This is a genomic window from Micromonospora gifhornensis (assembly GCF_016863515.1).
GTDB lineage: Bacteria > Actinomycetota > Actinomycetes > Mycobacteriales > Micromonosporaceae > Micromonospora > Micromonospora gifhornensis.
Map to the genome: position 1 here is coordinate 213,152 of NZ_BOPA01000017.1, position 16,984 is coordinate 230,135.

Sequence of the window (16,984 nt, forward strand, 5' to 3'; positions counted from 1 at the left end):
CCGAGGGGTTCGTGGCCGGCCCTCGGATGGTCAGGAGGTGCTCGACGATGCGGGCGTGATGGCGTTGAGCTGACGGGAGACGGCCAACAGGGCGTAGCCGATCAGCGCGAGCACCACCCCGAGGCCCATCGCCAGGGCGGCGACGCCGAAGGACACCACCGAGGTGAACAGGGACGAGCGCAGGAACGAACCTGTCATCACCACCTGCCGGTTGGGGTCCTCCCGGTCGAGTTCGGCATAGGTCTTGCCGCCGCTGGCCTCCAGCGCGTGCTTCTCGATGACCTCCGCCTCCGCGTACGCGGTGAACGGGCCCTTGATCTGCTTGCCGGCGAAGTTGTCGGCGTCGTCGGAGACGGTGATGCGTTCGTCGGCGAGCTGGCTCTGCACGACAAACCATGTGGTGGCTCCGGCGGCCAGCATGACCAGCCCGGCGATGATCACCAGGATCGACAGCAGTCGTACGGTCGAGCCGAGCGGCTTGCCGGCCGCCGTGGTGGGTGCAGACGTGTCCGTCATCTGATTACTCCTCCTGATACCCCGGTATGTAGGTGCCTGGCGCGGAATGACCTTGTCGCTCCGTGCGGGTCAGTATCGACCGCTCGGGATTGCGGCGCATCCAGGCGGGCGGACCGCAGTGCGACATGCTGTCGCGTTCGGCTAGGAGGTGACCGGTGCGGTGCGTCGCCTGCGGTCACGCCACCCGGACAGGGCGAGGGTGGCGGAGTAGCCGGCCAGGACGATGACGTGGAAGACGTAGAGCCACAGGAGGACGGCGACGGCGGCACCCACCTCGTCGAGGCCGCCGAAGGGGACGCCCAGGTCCAGGGGGAGCGAGGCGAACAGCACGAAGCCGTGCAGGAAACCGGAGAGGTTCGCTGCGGTGAACGAACCCACAAGCAGGGCCGACAGCCAGTCCGGTGACGCGCGACCGACCACCCGGAACACCCACAGCAGCACCGGGGTGAGCACCAGCCACACCGCCAGGAAGGAGAGCACCACACCGAGCGCACCGGCCCAGCCGCCCTGCCGGACCAGCCCGGTGGTGGTCGGCAGCGCCAGCAGGATGGCCAGCAGTAGCGCCGGTGCCGGCGCGAGCAGCGGCAGCAGCAGCAGCCGACCTCGCCAGCCGATCAGGTGTTCGTCGGAGCGGGGCGCGGCCACCGAGACGAACGCCCGGCGCAGCCCTTCGCCGTACAGCGACGCGGGTAGCACGGCGGCCAGCGCGAGCCACGGCGTCAGACCCACCCCGGCCTCGACCAGGGCGGCCACCGCATGCGGCGCACCGATCGCGTCGGGCAGCGCTTCCACGGCGTACGACGTGAGCCGCCGTACCCGGTCGGCACCCGCCACCAGCGTGGTCAGCCAGATCGCCAGCAGGGCCACCGGCACCACGGCGATCGCGCCGTAGAACGTGATCGCGGCGGCGTGCAGCGACAGATCCCGTCCGCGTACCGGCCGGAAGGCGGCCCGGGTGATCCGCTTCGTCCGCCGCCATGCCTCGCCCATCACGCCCCTGTTCCCCGTACCGGCTCCGCTCACGCCTGGGCTGCGCCGGCAGGGGTGGCGGGCGGCTCGCTCGCGTGGTCACGTCGAGGGGTTCAACGGCGACGTTAGGATCGCCAGCCATGACCGTAGCCAGCACCGACCGTCTCGTGCTGCGAGAGTGGACCGACTCGCCGGACGACCTCGCCCGGATCTTCGACATCTACTCCCGCGAGGACGTGATGCGGTGGCTCGGCGGGGGAGCGGGACGGCTGCTCGACCCCGACCAGGCCGCCGAGCGGCTCGCCACCTGGCGGCAGCGGTACGCCCCGTACGACGGGCGGTACGGCCTCTGGGCGATCGAGGTCCGCGACACTCAGACGGTGGCCGGCAGCGTACTGCTTAAGCCGTTGCCCGGCGCCGACGGTCACACCCCGACCGACGACATCGAGGTGGGCTGGCACCTGCACCCCGACTCCTGGGGCCACGGCTACGCCACCGAGGCGGCCCGCGCCGTGCTGGCCCGCGAGTTCGCCACCGGCAACCGTCAGGTCTACGCGGTGGTGATGCCGGGCAACGAGCGTTCCATGGCGGTCTGTCGGCGGCTCGGTATGTCCTATCTGGGCCGACGCACCGACTGGTACGGCGGCACCGAAGTGGAGACCTTCGTCCTGACCGACGCATAGGCCAGGGAGCGCTCCCGCCGGCTCGGCTATCGACTTGTGTTGTCGTCGCTGGTAGAACAGCCAATCATCGGCGCTGGCGATCAAGAGTCGCCACCTTGCGCCCACTCCTCGAAGCGAGGTATCTGCGTGGCTGTACGACGACCACTGATAGCCCTGATCGCCGCGGCGCTGCTGTTCGGACCGGCATCCGCCGCCGTGGCGGCACCCCCCGACCCGGCGGAGCGCGGCCCGGCCGCTGCCTCGCCGCGCGGCCAGTCCGACACCGAGATGCCCTTCGGTGTCGGCCCCGGCCAGCGTGGACGCTCCGCCGACGCCCCGGGACGGAAGCCCAGCCAGCCGGCCGCAACGGCCAAACTGCCGGGCAAACCGCGTAACGATGTCATCGTCGACGTGCCGGTGGAGCTGACCGACGCGTCGATCCCGCTCAACCTCATCCCGTACCACGACATCCCGGCGGCCCTGCGCAACCTGCAGCGCAGCAACCGGATCAGCGTGGAGGTGATCGGCCAGTCCGTGCTCGGCCGGGACCTGCACCTGGTGGTGGCCACCGCACCGATGAGCGACGCCCAGTGGAAGACCTGGCAGCAGCTGTCGGACCTGCGGATCAACGACCCGCACGCGGCCCAGGCCAAGCTCGCCGCCGGTGCGTACGCCAACTGGCGCACCCCGCTGTTCGTCAACAACAACATCCACGGCAACGAGTGGGAAGGCACCGACGCCAGCCTCCAGATCCTGCAGGACCTGGCGTTCTCCACCGACCCGGCCATCGTGGACATGCTCAACAAGCACGTCTTCGCCTTCGTGGTCACCAACAACCCGGACGGTCGGGTTGCCGCGACCCGGGCCAACGCCAACGGCTTCGACATGAACCGTGACTACATCACGGCGTCGCAGCCGGAGGTCCGCGCGGTGCGGGCTCAGCTGGTCCGCTACAGCCCGCTGACCATGTTGGACATCCACGGGTACGTCAACTGCACGCTCATCGAGCCGACCACCGGCCCGCACGGTGACAACTACGAGTACGACCTGTACATCAAGCACGCGCTGCGCAACGCGCTGTCCATGGAGCGGGCCGTGCTGGCCACCGGCGAGGACCGGGCCAGCTGCGTCAACTCCGACGGCACCCGGCGCAACGACATCCCGTTCCGGGACCGCACCCAGGGCTGGGACGACTGGCCGCCGATCTTCACCCCGATGTACGCGATGTACCACGGCGCCATCGGCCACACCATCGAGGTGCCGCTCAACCCGCGGGGCAACCTGACCGTCGCCGAGCGCCACGAGCGCACCCGGATCAACACCGCCGTCGCCGCCGCCACCATCCGCGGCAACTTCGAGTACGCCACCCAGAACCGCGAGGAACTGCTCGCCAACCAGCTGGAGTGGTTCCGTCGTGGCGTCGACGGTGAGCCGACCCGGCCGATCGACGACCCGCTGGCCATCTCCCTGGCCCGCGGCGACAACATCAAGACCCACCTGCAGGACTTCGCCCGCGCGTACGTCATCCCGGCCGGCAAGGACCAGCGCAGTGCCACCGCGGCGGCCCGGCTGGTGCAGTTCATGCTCGACAACGACCTTGAGGTGCAGCGCGCCTCGCGGCCGTTCAAGCTGGGCGGCACCCACTACGAGGCCGGCACGTACGTCGTCGACATGCGTCAGGCCAAGCGGGGCCTGGCCAGCACCCTGCTCGGGGTCGGCCGGGACGTGACGAACGACTTCAACGCCATGTACGACATCTCGGCCTGGAGTCACGGTCACCTGTGGGGCGCCACCGTGCAGCAGGTGGACGGCAACGTCAAGCTGGACGACAAGGCGCTGCGCCCGGTGACCGAGACCCACGCCACCGGTTCCGTGCCGCCGGGCAAGCAGTCCCACTACGGGCTGGTCGTCGACTCCGTGGCCGGCATCCAGGCGGTCAACAAGCTGCTCAACGACGGGGTACGGCTGTCCCGGACCACCGACGGCACCTTCGTGGTGCCCGGTGACGTGTCCGTCGTCCGTCAGGTCGCCGAGGCGTACGGGGTGGAGTTCATCCGGATGACCCCGCCGCAGGTCCGCAACACCACCGGAGTGTCGAAGACCCGCCTCGGTGTCGCCGCCAACGGTGGTGAGATCTTCGCCCTGCAGCAGATGGGCTTCCAGCCGATCTCGGTGACGCACACCGCGTTCAACAACGGCATCCTGTCCTTCGCCGACTTCGACGCCTTCTTCGTCTCGACGACGGCGTTCAACCCGTTGAGCCTCAACGCCACCCAGGCCGCCGCATTCAACCAGTGGCTGGCCGACGGCGGCACCATCGTCGGGCGCGGGTCCAGCGGAAAGCAGTTCAACGACCGCGCCGGGCTGCTCGACGTGACAATCGCGGCGGGACGCAGCGACGCCAACGGCATCGTCAAGGTGGTCAACGACCCGGCTTCGCCGATCACCGCCAACGCGCTGCCGACCGCGTTCGTCGACGCACCGCAGTACTTCACCCGCGTCGGTGACGGCGTACGTGTCGACCAGCGCCTGGCCGCCGAGGGCTTCTTCCTCGCCGGGCACTGGGGTGGACAGGAGGCCGCCGCCGGGCATGCGGTGGTGGTCAGTGGTGTGGCGAAGGGCGCGAACGTGACCCTGTTCGGCACCGAGCCGCTGTTCCGGGCCCACCCGGAGGGCCTGTACCCGCAGGTCGCCGCCGCCCTGTGGTGGTGAACTGACCAGCTCGGGTGATCGTTGCCCCGGCCGGTGCGACCAGCACCGGCCGGGGCAACCGCGTTGCGCCGACGCTGGTGGCCGGCGTCGACGTGTCGTACGACAAGACCTCGCCGCGCATCACGGCCGCCGCCGTGATGATGAACGTGACCACCGGCGAGGAGGTGGAGGCGGCCGTCGTGCACGGCGAGGTGAGCTTCCCGTACGTGCCGGGACTGCTGGCCCTCCGCGAGGTGCCGATCCTGCTGGCGGCGTTGGGCAGGCTCGTGCACCGACCCGAGGCGGTGGTCTGCGACGGGTACGGCATCGCGCATCCGCGAAGGTTCAGCCTGGCCTGCCACCTGGGCGTCGTGACCAGGCTGCCGACCTTCGGGGTGGCCAAGACACCGTTCGTCGCGACGTACGACGAACCCGGCCCGCGCCGGGGCGACCGATCGTCGTTGTGCGACGGCGATGACGTGCTGGGCCAGGTGCTGCGGACGCAGGACGACGTCAAGCCGGTGTTCGTGTCGGTGGGCCACCGCACCAGCCTCGACCAGGCGGCATCCCTGACCCTCGACCTGAGCCCGCGCTACCGGCTCCCGGAAGTGATCCGGCGGGCCGACTTCCTCTCCCGAGAGGCGCTCCGGCGAAATGAGAATCGATGATCAACGGCGAGGAGGGCTTCGTCCGAGTCCGGATCGGCGCGGTGGGCCCGAGCACATGGTTCCTCGGGCCCACCGTCATGCGGCGCGGACTCAGCCGAAGGCTCTGAATGATGTGTAATCGGGCGACAGGACGACCTGCACCGAGGCATCGATGTTGGTAAGTGAGGGCCGGTGGAGCCGGATCTTGCCGTCCGTTCCGGAACGGGTCCAGAGGTCGGGTATCCCGTCGCCGCTGACATCCGGGATGCCGATGACCGCGTTGTAGGCGGCCTCCGTCCAACCCGTGCCGATCCGGACGTCGCCGTCACGGGAGTTGACCGCCTGCTTGAGTGAGTCCAGGTTCACGCTGCCGCTGACCGGACCCGGCATTCCGTGGCGGACATACAGGGTGCCAGCGTCCATGTTGCGCCAAAGCAGGTCCGGCGTACCGTCCCGGTCGAAGTCGGTGATGTTGAGGATCTCCCGGCGGGCCCAGGCGGTGCCTTCCATCAGCGTCGCCTCCTGGAAGGCACCCCCGGTGTACCCGGACAGCACCCAGAATTGGGTTCCCGAGCGCAGGGCCAGATCGGGGCGCTTGTCGCCGGTGATGTCGCCGAGTGCCTTGATCTGCGTCCAGGTCGCCGGGTTCGGTGCGTTGTGCGGCAGGAGGATGCGGAGCCGCTTGTCGACATTGAAGCTGCCGTAACCATCACCGGGGTAGAGCCAGAAGCCGCCGTCCGGGGTGCGGGCGAACAGATCGGTGATGCCGTCGCCCGGGTAGGCGTCGGAATGCTTGGTGATCAGGGCAGCCTTGCCGGTGGCCGGGTCGTACCAGTGCCCCGGCGGGTTCTGCTCACCCTTTTCGTTGTAGGAGGCGGCGAGGTGGGCGTACAGCTCACCGCCCGCGTCGCCCACGTAGGTGCGCAGCTCGCCGCCGCCGTTGATGATGAGCATGTCGGGGATCGAGTCGCCGGTCGTGTCGGCGGGTCCGTCAGCTGACTCGCCCGGCGGCACGAAGAAGGTGTAGTCGGTACGGACGCTGCGGTTGCCGACGGCGTCGTAGGCGTACACCTGCAGGGTGTTGGGGCCGGCGTGCCGTGGTTTCAGATCGTTCACGGTGGCCCTGCCGTTGATGGCAGTCACCGGCGTGGTGCCGACAGCCTCGAAGGAGTAGGTGAAGCTGGTCGCGCCGGCGGCGCTGAAGGTAATCGAGCCCATCTGCCCGAAGCTAACCGTCGACCAGGTTGCGCCGTCCGGGGTGGCCTCCAGGAACACGTCGCTGGACACGGTCGGGGCGGGGGGCGCCGAGGCGTCGATCGTGAGCCGGCAGGGTTCGGTGCCGGGCGGGAAGTACGTCGAGGTGGCGCCCGCCGTGTCCTCGGCACGTACGTCCCACGAGTAGGTGGCCTTGTCCTCCAGGCTGGTGGACGGGATGAGCAGTCTGGCCTCGCCAGAGTCGGTGGCGGTGGCGGTGACCACGGTGCCCGACGGCACCGTCGAGCCGCTCTTCCAGAAGCGGAATCGCAGCGACTTCAAGTTCTTGTCAGGGTCGGTGGCCTTCGCGTACAGCTCGATGTTGGTCCTCGCGACCGTGACGCCGCCGCCGGGGCCAGGCACGCAGTTGCCGCCTGGCGTGCTCTTGCCGTTTGTCGGCTCCTTGGGCGGCGTGTTGTAGACGACCGTCAGCTCCGCCGTGCTGACCTTGAACCTGCGCCACGTCAGCGTGTCGGATTCGCTGGTCGCGCGCATGCCGAGGGTGACGTTCGACCAGCCGCTGTCGGCGCCGTCCTGCGCGGCCTTCTTCACGTCGAAGCTGACGTAGTCGTCGGCGCAACTGCTGCCGTAGCCGTAGGCGAAGGAGAGCTTCTGCTGCACCTCGGCCCAGGTCGGCTGCTTGTTCCAGGTGGTGCCGGAGGAGATGGAGCCGGTCCGCCACAGCTCCATCTGGCGGGCCGTGCAGTTCCAGGAGTGGTTGTTGAGCACCTTGAAGTTTGCCGAGCTGACCGCCGCGCCTTTCATACTGCTGAGGAATCCCATCCGCCAGAAGGAGCGAGCGGTCAGCGGCGTGTTCTGCTCGTGGCCCACTCGGGCGTCAGTACTACCGGAGTTGAAGTTGGTGCCGTTCCAGGTGTTGGTGCTCGGGTGCTGCTTGTAGACGGTGGCCCAGGCCTGCGTGCCGCTGTTCATCGTCGGGTCGAGGAAGAGGGGGAACAGCGCGTTCTCGTCGGTGAGCAGGCCGGTGGCGGCAGCGTCCAGGTGCAGGCGTACGTCCCCGGAGCCGCCGCCGTCGAGGCGAATGGGCATCGGTGCGTGGCGTGCGCCGGGCTCGACGCCGCTGAGACCGGAGAGGTTCAGCACGTCGGCGCTGGTCGCCACCGCTGTGCGGCGGGCGGGCTGGGGAGACGCCGGCTCCTGACCGGAGGAGTCCCAGGCGAACGGGGTGGGCATCGAGCTGATCTCCAGCCCGCTGGTGCCGTCGAAGATCTGGATGCCGCCGGTGGACGCGTCGTGGCGGAAGACCGCTGTCGGGGAGATCAGACCGTAGGTGGGGGAGCGTACGGCGTCGATCGTGGCCGCAGCGCGGCTCTTGACGATCAGCAACTGCCCGAAGCCGCCCTCCTCCCGGGCGACGAGGAGCAGGTCGACGCCGGGCCGGACCTCGGGGTAGAGGGCGCGCGGGCCGTCGAGGACCGGCTCCGGCAGCGGGCCGGGCCACAGGTAGGTGACGGTGTGGCCGTCGATCTCCACTTCGGCCAGCGGGGTGTCGGCCGGTTCTGTGCGGGTGTTCGCGACCAGGCGCACGGACTGCCCGGACAGGGCGGCCTTCGGGGCCGCGTCGGGCTGCGTCGGGTTGCCGCCGAAGAAACGTAGGGGTGCGGGGGCGTTGACCGGGCGGATGCCGAGGCCGTCGGGAGCGTTATCGGCGCGGGTGAGCGTGGTGTCGATCGGTGCCCACCGTCCCGTGGCGTCCTTGGCCCGCTGGGGAGTGGCATGGGTGGTGGTTCGCCACTCCCCGCTCGGCAACGCCCAGGTTAGTGAGGTGGCCGTGGTCGCCGTCTCCACGAGGACTTCCTGGCCGGAGTGGAGCGCCTCGGACATCGCGGTCGCCTCGTCGCGCGGAGGGATCGACGCCGGGGCGGCCCCGGTGGCCGTCTCCGGCCGAGTTCCCGGTTGGTCGAGCCCCGGCAACCACGGGACCAGCGCTGCGATGAGGACGGCCAGCAGGAGGCCCATGGTGCACATCAGCCGGATGCGCGTACGCACGAACGGGCTGAGCAGGCGAGGCGCGGTCACGGCGGTCTACTCCCGTGGGGCCGGGCGGACAGGAAAGCGCGGAGAACAGCCCCTTCCGGATGGCCGAGGGGCGGACGCGCGGGCACACGATCGCACGACACCAGGGCCTTCCGTCCATCCCGTCAACGTTACGAATCCGTGATCCTCACTCAATGGGCACTGACCGTTACGCGAGAATTCGATCTTTTGTGCGGATTTGGCGCTGCGGCTTGTCGGACATGGGGGACTCGCGTGTTTGGTGATCTTCGCCATGATCGACGACTCGCCGCGGCAATGGTGACGTGGTGCAGGTCACAGCAATTCACTTGTGGCCACTTTTAGTGACCTTGAGGTCCGGCCCGCCCTGACGGAAAGTGCTCACGCATGTGCCGATTTCGGCGCATGCCCCTTCGCGGTTTTCGCACCTTCCTTTTCGTCTTCGCGCCTGGGTGGGAGTCGACGCGCATGCGTGGTACCGGTTTGCTGGCCCGACGGTGGGTTCGCCCCACCCGTACGGCGTTCGTCCTGGCGCTGTCCACGACCATGGCGGTGACGAGCCTGCCCGCCGCCGCATTCGCGGTCCCCGGCCCGGGAATGAGCCGTGGCACCGTCGAGCTGCCCGAGCTGCCCGAGGTTGAGCAGGTCACGCCCATCGATCCGGCGGTGACGAACCTGCTCACCGACGAGCCGGATCCGGTGGAGCCGTACGAGCCATCGGCCATCGAGGCGTGGCAGCAGGGCAGCGGATCCGTGGACCTGACCGGCGTCGCGCCCGGCGAGGCACTGCCCGTCGACGATCTGCCGGTCGCCCTCGGCGTGCCGGACGGGGGCGATCCCGCGGCCCTCGCCGGCACCTGGGCCGTCGACCTGGCCGCCCCCGAGGCGTCCCACAATGCCGGCGTGTCGGGCCTGATCATGAAGATTACCCCGCCGGCTACCGCCGACCCGGAGGCCGAGGTCGCCCTCAGCGTCGACTACACGCCCTTCGCCGACTTCTACGGCCCGCAGGCCGCCGACCGGTTCGGCGTCATGCTGCTGCCCGACTGCGTCTTCGACGATCCCGACGGCGGCGACTGCGCCGACGGCGGCGCCGGCTTCCAGTCGACCGAGCCCGGTGACGCCCCCGCCCAGGTCGTCTCCAGTGAGGTGGCGTTGGTCCCCGTCGCCGGGGCGTCCGCCCGCAGTGCCCAGGTCGCCGGCGTCGACGAGGGTGCACCCGCTCGCCGGGTCGTCACGAGCAGCGTGCCGGTCGGCTCGCTGCTCGGGGCAGAGCTGGCCGGACGATCGGAACTCGGCGCCCAGGCTGCCGCCACCGGCGGCAACGTCGTCGGTGTGCTGGACACCGGCGCCTCGTCGGCCGGCGACTTCACCGCCACCCCGCTGCTGTTCTCCGGATCGTGGGCCGCTGGCGCATCTTCCGGTGCCTTCACCTACTCGTACCAGGTGCAGGTGCCCGAGACGGCCGGTGGCCTGATGCCGAAGGTCGCCCTGTCGTACTCGTCGCAGTCGGTGGACGGGCGTACCTCCGCCACCAACAACCAGGCCTCCTGGATCGGTGACGGCTGGGACTACGCCGCCGGAGCCATCACCCGGACCTATGTCAACTGTCGGCAGGACTCCAAGAAGGCCGGCGCCAACAACACCGACCACCGCACCGCCGACCTCTGCTGGGGCTCGAAGAACGCGACCCTCTCCCTCGGCGGGATGACCACCGAACTGGTCTGGGACCAGGCAGCGGGCACCTGGACCACCGCCAACGGCGACGGCTCCAAGGTGCAGCTCCTCAAGGACACCAGCCTGGCCAACGGCGACGCGGACGGCGAGTACTGGGTCGTCACCACCAGGGACGGCACGAAGTACCACTTCGGCCGGCACCGCCTGCCCGGCTGGACCACCGGCCAGCCGGTCACCAATTCGGTCCTCACCGTCCCGGTGTACGGCAACCACGCCGCCGAGGACTGCTACAAGGCCGGTGACTGGGCCGGCTCGGCCTGTACCCAGGCATGGCGGTGGTCCCTCGACTATGTCGAGGACATCCACGGCAATGTGATGAGCCTGTGGTGGGCCAAGGAGGAAAACCACTACGCCCGGAACTTCAACTTCAAGGCCCCGGTCAAGTACGACCGCGGCGGCTACCTCACCCGTATCGACTACGGGCAGCGCAACACCAACGGCAACGTCTTCGCGACCGTGCCGCTGGCCCGGGTCGATTTCGACGTCAAGGAGCGCTGCTTCGCCGAGGGCTCCCACACCTGCTCCGACTCGAACTTCAACAGCCAGATCCCCCACGACTACCGCATCTGGTACGACACCCCGGCCGACCTGGGCTGCATCGCCGGCAGGAAGTGCTGGAACGCCTCGCCGTCCTTCTTCACCCGCAAGCGCCTGGACAAGATCACCACCTACGCGCAGCGGCGCAGCGGCTCGACCGCCCTGCAGAAGGTGGACGAGTACCAGCTCACTCAGTCCTTCCCGGTGCTGCGGACCGGCCCCAACACGGCCCTGTGGCTTGAGTCGATCCAGCGGACCGGATACGGCGTCAGCGGCGACAAGGTCAAGCTCAACCCGGTGCGGTTCGTGCACAACGCCGAGGACATGCCCAACCGGGTCAAGAACGACCACCGCCCCGGTTTCTCCCGGCTGCGCATCTCCCGCGTGGTCAACGAGTACGGCGGCGAGACCGTCGTCACCTACAAGAAGCCCACGGGCGCCTGCGCCACCGGCTCCGGCCTGCCCGGCAAGGGCGACACCGCCGCGCTGAAGTCCAACACCCGGCTCTGCTACCCCAACTTCTGGCACCCGGACCCGGCCAAGGACGACGAGATCGACTGGTTCCACAAGTACGTGGTGGAGTCGGTCGAGGAACTTCCCGCCATCGACGGCGCCGCCACCTCCACCGTCACGACGTACTCCTACGCCAACGCTGGGTGGCGACTCGCCGAGCAGGAGTTCACCAAGAAGGCCCGTCGTACTTACTCCCAGTTCGCCGGCTTCGAGCGGGTCACTGTCCTCACCGGACCGCCCACCCGCGAGATGGGCAGCGAGCAGACCAAGTCCGTGACCCGCTACTTCCGGGGCATGGGCGACGACGTGTCCGTCAAGGACAACCTGGGCAACGGCGACGAGATCGCAAAGGATCGGGAGCCCTTCGCCGGCCGGGTGGCCGAGGAACTGACGTACGCCAAGGCCAGCGACGCCGACGCGAACTGGCTCACCCGCAGCGTCACCTACCCGGCAGCCACGGAACTCGCCTCCCGGAACCGCGACGACGGCCTCAGCCCGCTGAAGGCCTGGCGGGTGACCGACATCCGGCAGAAGGCGTGGGCCAAGTCGTCGGGCACCGGCGACGACACCCGCGAGCTGCGTACCGTCGAGACGAGGACCGAGTACGAAAGCAGCTACGGCCTGCCGCTCAGAATCGAATCCCTCGGTGACACGGGCAAGACGGGTGACGAGTCCTGCACCTCGCTGGAGTACGTGCACAGCACCGCCAAGCACGTCATCGGCCTGACCAAGCAGGTCCGTACCAGCCCGACGAGTTGTGTAGACGCCAACTTCGACGACCTGGCCACGCTCTCCTCCGCCGGCCGGGTCGCCTACGACGGCACCACCTACGGTACGGCCCTGCCGGCGAACACCCGCGGCCTCGCCACCCAGACCTGGTCGCTGAAGGCGGACGGCTCCGGCTTCCAGAGCGACGGCACCACCACCTTCGACGCCATCGGTCGCGTGCTGACCCGCACCGACCCCGACGGCAAGACCTCCAGAATCACCTACACCCCCGCCACCGGACAGGCGTACTCGGTCAGCGAGGAGAACTCGCTCGGGCACAAGCAGACCCGGGAGTTGGACCCGGGCCGCGCCGTCACCCTCAAGACCACCGACCCGAACAACCAGGTCAGCCATGCCGAGTACGACGCCCTCGGCCGTCTCGTCAAGGCATGGGGTGCGGGGCGCGCCCCGTCGCCCTCGGCCGTGCCGGACTTCCGGGCCGAGTACGCCCTCCCGGAGGCCAGGGAGGACCCGGAGAACCCGGGCGAAACCATCCGGATCCCGCCGTACGTCACCACCTTCGCCCGTGGGCACGAGGACCGCATCCAGACCTCCGTCACCATCTACGACGGGCTGGGCCGCGAGCGGCAGTCCCAGGTGGAGGCCACCAACGGTGGCAGGTTGATCACCGACACGCTCTACAACTCGGCCGGCGAGGTCTGGCAGACCAACAACGCCTACTACGCCGAGGGTTCCCCGATCGGTCAACTGTTCACGCCGGCGTCGGACACGGTGGTGCCCAACGCCACCCAGTACACCTACGACGGCCTCGGCCGGGTGGTCAAGGAACTGCCGCTGCTCAACGGCCAGCCGAACGAGGCTCGGGCCACTAACTACAGCTATGGCCTCGACCACTCCACCGTGAACAACCCCACCGGAGCGGCCTCGTACCGCCTCTACACCGACGGGCTGGGGCGCACCACTCGGGTCGACACCTTCCGCAACACCACCGGGACCGACTTCACCTCCATGCGCTACGAGTACGACACTCGTGGCCAACTGGTGAAGGCCACCCACTCGGCGAACCCTGTCCCGTGGACCTGGACGTACGACCAGCGCGGCCGGCTGACCCGGACCACCGACCCGGACACCGGCACCACCACCATGACGTACGACCACCGGGACCGGCCGCTGACCACCACCAACGCCCGTGGCGTCACGGTGTGGAACGGTTACGACGAGCTGTCCCGCCCGACCCAGCAGCGACTCGGTGGCAGTGGCGGCACCCTGCTGGCCACGTACACCTACGACACGGTGGCCGGCGGTAAGGGCCTGCCGGCGACGTCGACGCGCTACACCGACGGCCTGGCGTACACCCAGTCGGTCGGCGGCTACACCCAGGACTACCAGCCGACGTCGACCACGCTGACCCTGCCGCAGTCGATCGCCGACACCTGGGGCCTGAGCCGGGAATACCGGTACGACTACACGTACACCGACACCGGTCTGCCCGAGTCGACGACGCTGCCGGCGGTCGGCCCGCTGCCCAGCGAGAAGCTGCTGGTCCGCTACACCTCCGACGGCCTGCCCCTGTCGGTGTCCGGCAAGGACTGGTACGGCTCCGAGACGGTCTACTCGCCGTACGGGCAGGTGTTGCGCTCGACCCTGGGCGCGCACCCGTATCGGGTGTGGACCATGGCCTCGTACGACGACGCCAGCGGTGCTCTCACCCGGCAGCAGGTCTTCCGCGAGGTCAAGGGCAACCATCTCGTCTCGGACCGCGGCTACTGGTACGACGCCGCCGGCAACGTCACCGCGATCCGTGAATACGCCGCCCCCATCGCGGAGCGGCAATGCTTCGCCTACGACCCGCGTGGGCAACTGCTCAACGCCTGGACGTCCAATACCCAGACGTCTTGTTCGGCCGGCCCCGGCACGGTGGCAGCCCCCAATGCAACTGCGGGTGTCGACGGCACCGGCTACTGGCAGGAGTACGAGTACGACCTGCTCGGCAACCGCACCAAGCTGGTCGAGCGGGACCTGACCGGCCGCACCTCCACGGGCCCGATCACGACGACCTACGGATACGGGTACGGCGTGGAGGGTGGTAGCGGCGCGCAGCCGCGCACGCTCGACGCCGTCTCCAAGAGCTACACCACCCCGCAGGGCGCGGCGATCGTCTCCGAGGCGAAGCGGCTGTACGAGCTGACCGGCGAGACCAAGTCGGTCACCTCCACCCGCAACGGCGACCAGCAGGAGCTTTCCTGGACGTACGACGGCCAGGTCGAGCGGATCACAGGCTCGGGCAGCAAGGGCCGCACCGCGTACATGGGTCTGGCCGCCAAGTGCATGGACCTCAGTCAGCGCCTAGCCCAACCCAACCAGCCGATCCAGCTTTACTCGTGCAACGGCGGCGCGTGGCAGAAGTGGGCCTTCACTCCGACCCCGGGCCAGAACAACGGCAACCTCGGCACGCTCTCGGTCTACGACGACAAGTGGTGTGCCCAGCCGGCTGGCACGACGGCGGGTTCGGTGCTGCGGTTGCAGGCGTGTGACGGCACGGCCGGGCAGCAGTTCGAGCGGCTGCCGTCCACGGCGCAGCTGAAGCACGCCGCGTCCGGTCTGTGTCTGGCCGCGAAGGACGGTGCCTCGGCGGACAACACGCCGATCGTGCTGCTGGCCTGTGCCAGCGGTTCGGCCGCGCAGCAGTGGAACCCGCAGGACGAGACTCGGCACATCTACGGCCCCGGTGGCACCCGGCTGCTGACCGTGCAGGGCCGGCAGGCCACGCTGAATCTCGGTGAGGCTCAGCTGACGGTGCACCCGGGTGGGTCGCCGATCGACGCGCAGCGCACGTACTCGACGCCGGGTGGTGCGGTGTTGCGGCACGTGGCCGCGACGTCCGAGCAGCCGTTGACCGTGGTGGCCGGTGACCATCAGGGCAGCCCGTACGCCGAGGTGAACCTCTCCGGTGTGATGGAGGCGCGGATCCGTAAGCAGGATCCGTTCGGCAACGTGCGTACCGGTGCGGTCAGCGGCTATCTGCGGACCAACCAGGGCTTCCTGGGTGCGGTCCGCGATGACGCTTCGGGTTTCGTGCCGTTGGGTGCCCGGCTGTACGACCCGGAGGTGGGTCGGTTCCTGTCCGCGGATCCGGTGCTGGATCTGACCGATCCGGTGCAGAACAACGGTTTCACGTACGCCCACAACAACCCGGTGACGCACTCCGACCCGTCGGGTCTGTCGGTGGCGCTGACGGCGTCGGAGACTGCGGCGGCGCTGGCCGGTGCGGGTTTGTCGTCGGCGATGATCGCTCAGGCGCAGGCCAACATGGGCCGGTCGTTGATCTCGGTGATCCTCGACTCCGCGTGGTACATCCTCAAGGAGTTCATCGGCATCAACGACGCCATGAACTGCTTCGGCGGTGACATGTGGGCGTGCGGCAGCCTCATCCTCAACGCGATCCCCTGGACGAAGGTCGCCAAGATCCCGTCGGTGATCCGGGCGGTCAACCGGACGATCAACGCGATCCAGGCATGGCAAGCAGCGAAACGGGCCGCCGAGGCGGTGCTGGCGGCGGCACGGGCTGCCGAGGCCGCCGCGTTGCAGGCCAAGAAGCTCGCCATCGAACGGGCCAAGAAAGCCGCCCAGGCAGCGAAGAAGAAGGCCGCCGACAAGGTCAACTCGACAAGCAACAAGGCGACCCAGTCGGCCAAGAAGACGGGTAACGCCCCGCAGAAGGAAGCCCAGGCCAACTCCAACCCGAAGGGCTCGTCCGCAGCCTCCGGCGGCGCCGGCGGCAAGGGCGGCGGCGGTGGAGGTAAGGGCGACTCGAAGCCGGGCGGCTCCTCAGGCGCCTCCAACCGCAGCAACGGCGGCACCAGCGGCAACGACGCCGGTTCGTCGGGTGGCGGCGAATCCTGTCCCGTCTCCAACAGTTTCGTCCCGGGCACGAGGGTGCTCATGGCTGACGGCTCAACCAAGGCGATCGAGGACGTCAAGCCCCGCGACAAGGTGGTGGTCACCGATCCGGAGACCGGCCGTACCGAGGTGGACACGGTCACCGCGACGATCACCGGTGACGGTGCCAAGCAGCTGGTGAAGGTCACCATCGACACCGACGGCGACCAGGGCACCGAAGTCTCCGAGGTCACCGCCACCGACGGCCACCCGTTCTGGGTACCCGAGCTTGGCGAGTGGATCGACGCCACCGACCTTCAGGCCGGGCAGTGGCTCCAAACCAGCGCCGGCACGTACGTCCAAATCACCGCCATCGACCGCTGGAGCGTCCCCCGCGCCACCGTCCACAACCTCACCGTCGCCAACATTCACACGTACTATGTAGTCGCTAGGCGTACCTCGCTGCTGGTGCACAACTGTCCGCCGGGCTTCTTCGGGAAATTGTTTAGTGGCAAGCCTTCGCCCGAAGACGCGATGGATGCGAGGTTCCGCAGCGAGGCGAAGCCGGTGCGCCTCGGTGACCTGCGCCACGTGAGAACCCCTGACTATGGAACCCCGGCACATAAAGCGAACGACGTGCGTGACATGCATGACGATGTGCTGTTGGAGGCTATAAACGATCCAAACACAAAGGTTGCGACGATTCGGATCTACAACGGCGTTGTTGAAGAGGGAAATCATCGGATGCGTGAGGCTTTAAACAGGTTGGCCAATCCGAACAATAAGAAATTCAACGAAGACACTATGGTCCGTGTGATTAATGTGGTGGATTAG

7 protein-coding genes are annotated in these 16,984 nt (G+C 68.7%); 4 read left to right on the forward strand and 3 right to left on the reverse strand.

Annotation, left to right across the window (positions count from 1 at the left end; translation table 11 throughout):
* Positions 1-30 precede the first annotated feature (30 nt).
* Positions 31-516, reverse strand: coding sequence for an aromatic ring-opening dioxygenase LigA (locus tag Vgi01_RS12400; protein WP_102659002.1), 486 nt, complete (start codon positions 514-516; stop codon positions 31-33).
* Positions 517-657: 141 nt separating this feature from the next.
* Positions 658-1,506 (reverse strand): YhjD/YihY/BrkB family envelope integrity protein, encoded by an 849-nt coding sequence (locus Vgi01_RS12405; protein ID WP_204291116.1) that lies wholly within the window; start codon positions 1,504-1,506, stop codon positions 658-660.
* Between the two features lie 119 nt (positions 1,507-1,625).
* Between Vgi01_RS12405 and Vgi01_RS12410 the strand changes: the two genes are divergently transcribed.
* The 3 genes from Vgi01_RS12410 (at position 1,626) to Vgi01_RS12420 (ending at position 5,506) form a co-directional block, all read left to right on the forward strand.
* The gene (locus Vgi01_RS12410) at positions 1,626-2,168 is read left to right on the forward strand and encodes a GNAT family N-acetyltransferase (RefSeq protein WP_204291083.1); all 543 of its coding nucleotides are present in this window, start codon (positions 1,626-1,628) and stop codon (positions 2,166-2,168) included.
* 126 nt (positions 2,169-2,294) lie between these two features.
* Positions 2,295-4,859 (forward strand): M14 family metallopeptidase, encoded by a 2,565-nt coding sequence (locus tag Vgi01_RS12415; protein ID WP_204291084.1) that lies wholly within the window; start codon positions 2,295-2,297, stop codon positions 4,857-4,859.
* A gap of 14 nt (positions 4,860-4,873) precedes the next feature.
* Entirely contained in the window at positions 4,874-5,506 is a 633-nt protein-coding gene (locus tag Vgi01_RS12420; protein WP_373306934.1) for an endonuclease V, read from the forward strand.
* A gap of 90 nt (positions 5,507-5,596) precedes the next feature.
* Here Vgi01_RS12420 and Vgi01_RS12425 read toward each other — a convergent pair whose 3' ends face one another.
* The gene (locus tag Vgi01_RS12425; RefSeq protein WP_204291085.1) at positions 5,597-8,779 is read right to left on the reverse strand and encodes a DNRLRE domain-containing protein; all 3,183 of its coding nucleotides are present in this window, start codon (positions 8,777-8,779) and stop codon (positions 5,597-5,599) included.
* 444 nt (positions 8,780-9,223) lie between these two features.
* Here Vgi01_RS12425 and Vgi01_RS12430 point away from each other — a divergent pair, with 444 nt between their 5' ends.
* On the forward strand, positions 9,224-16,984 hold the full coding sequence (locus tag Vgi01_RS12430) for a ricin-type beta-trefoil lectin domain protein (RefSeq protein ID WP_204291086.1): 7,761 nt from the start codon (positions 9,224-9,226) through the stop codon (positions 16,982-16,984).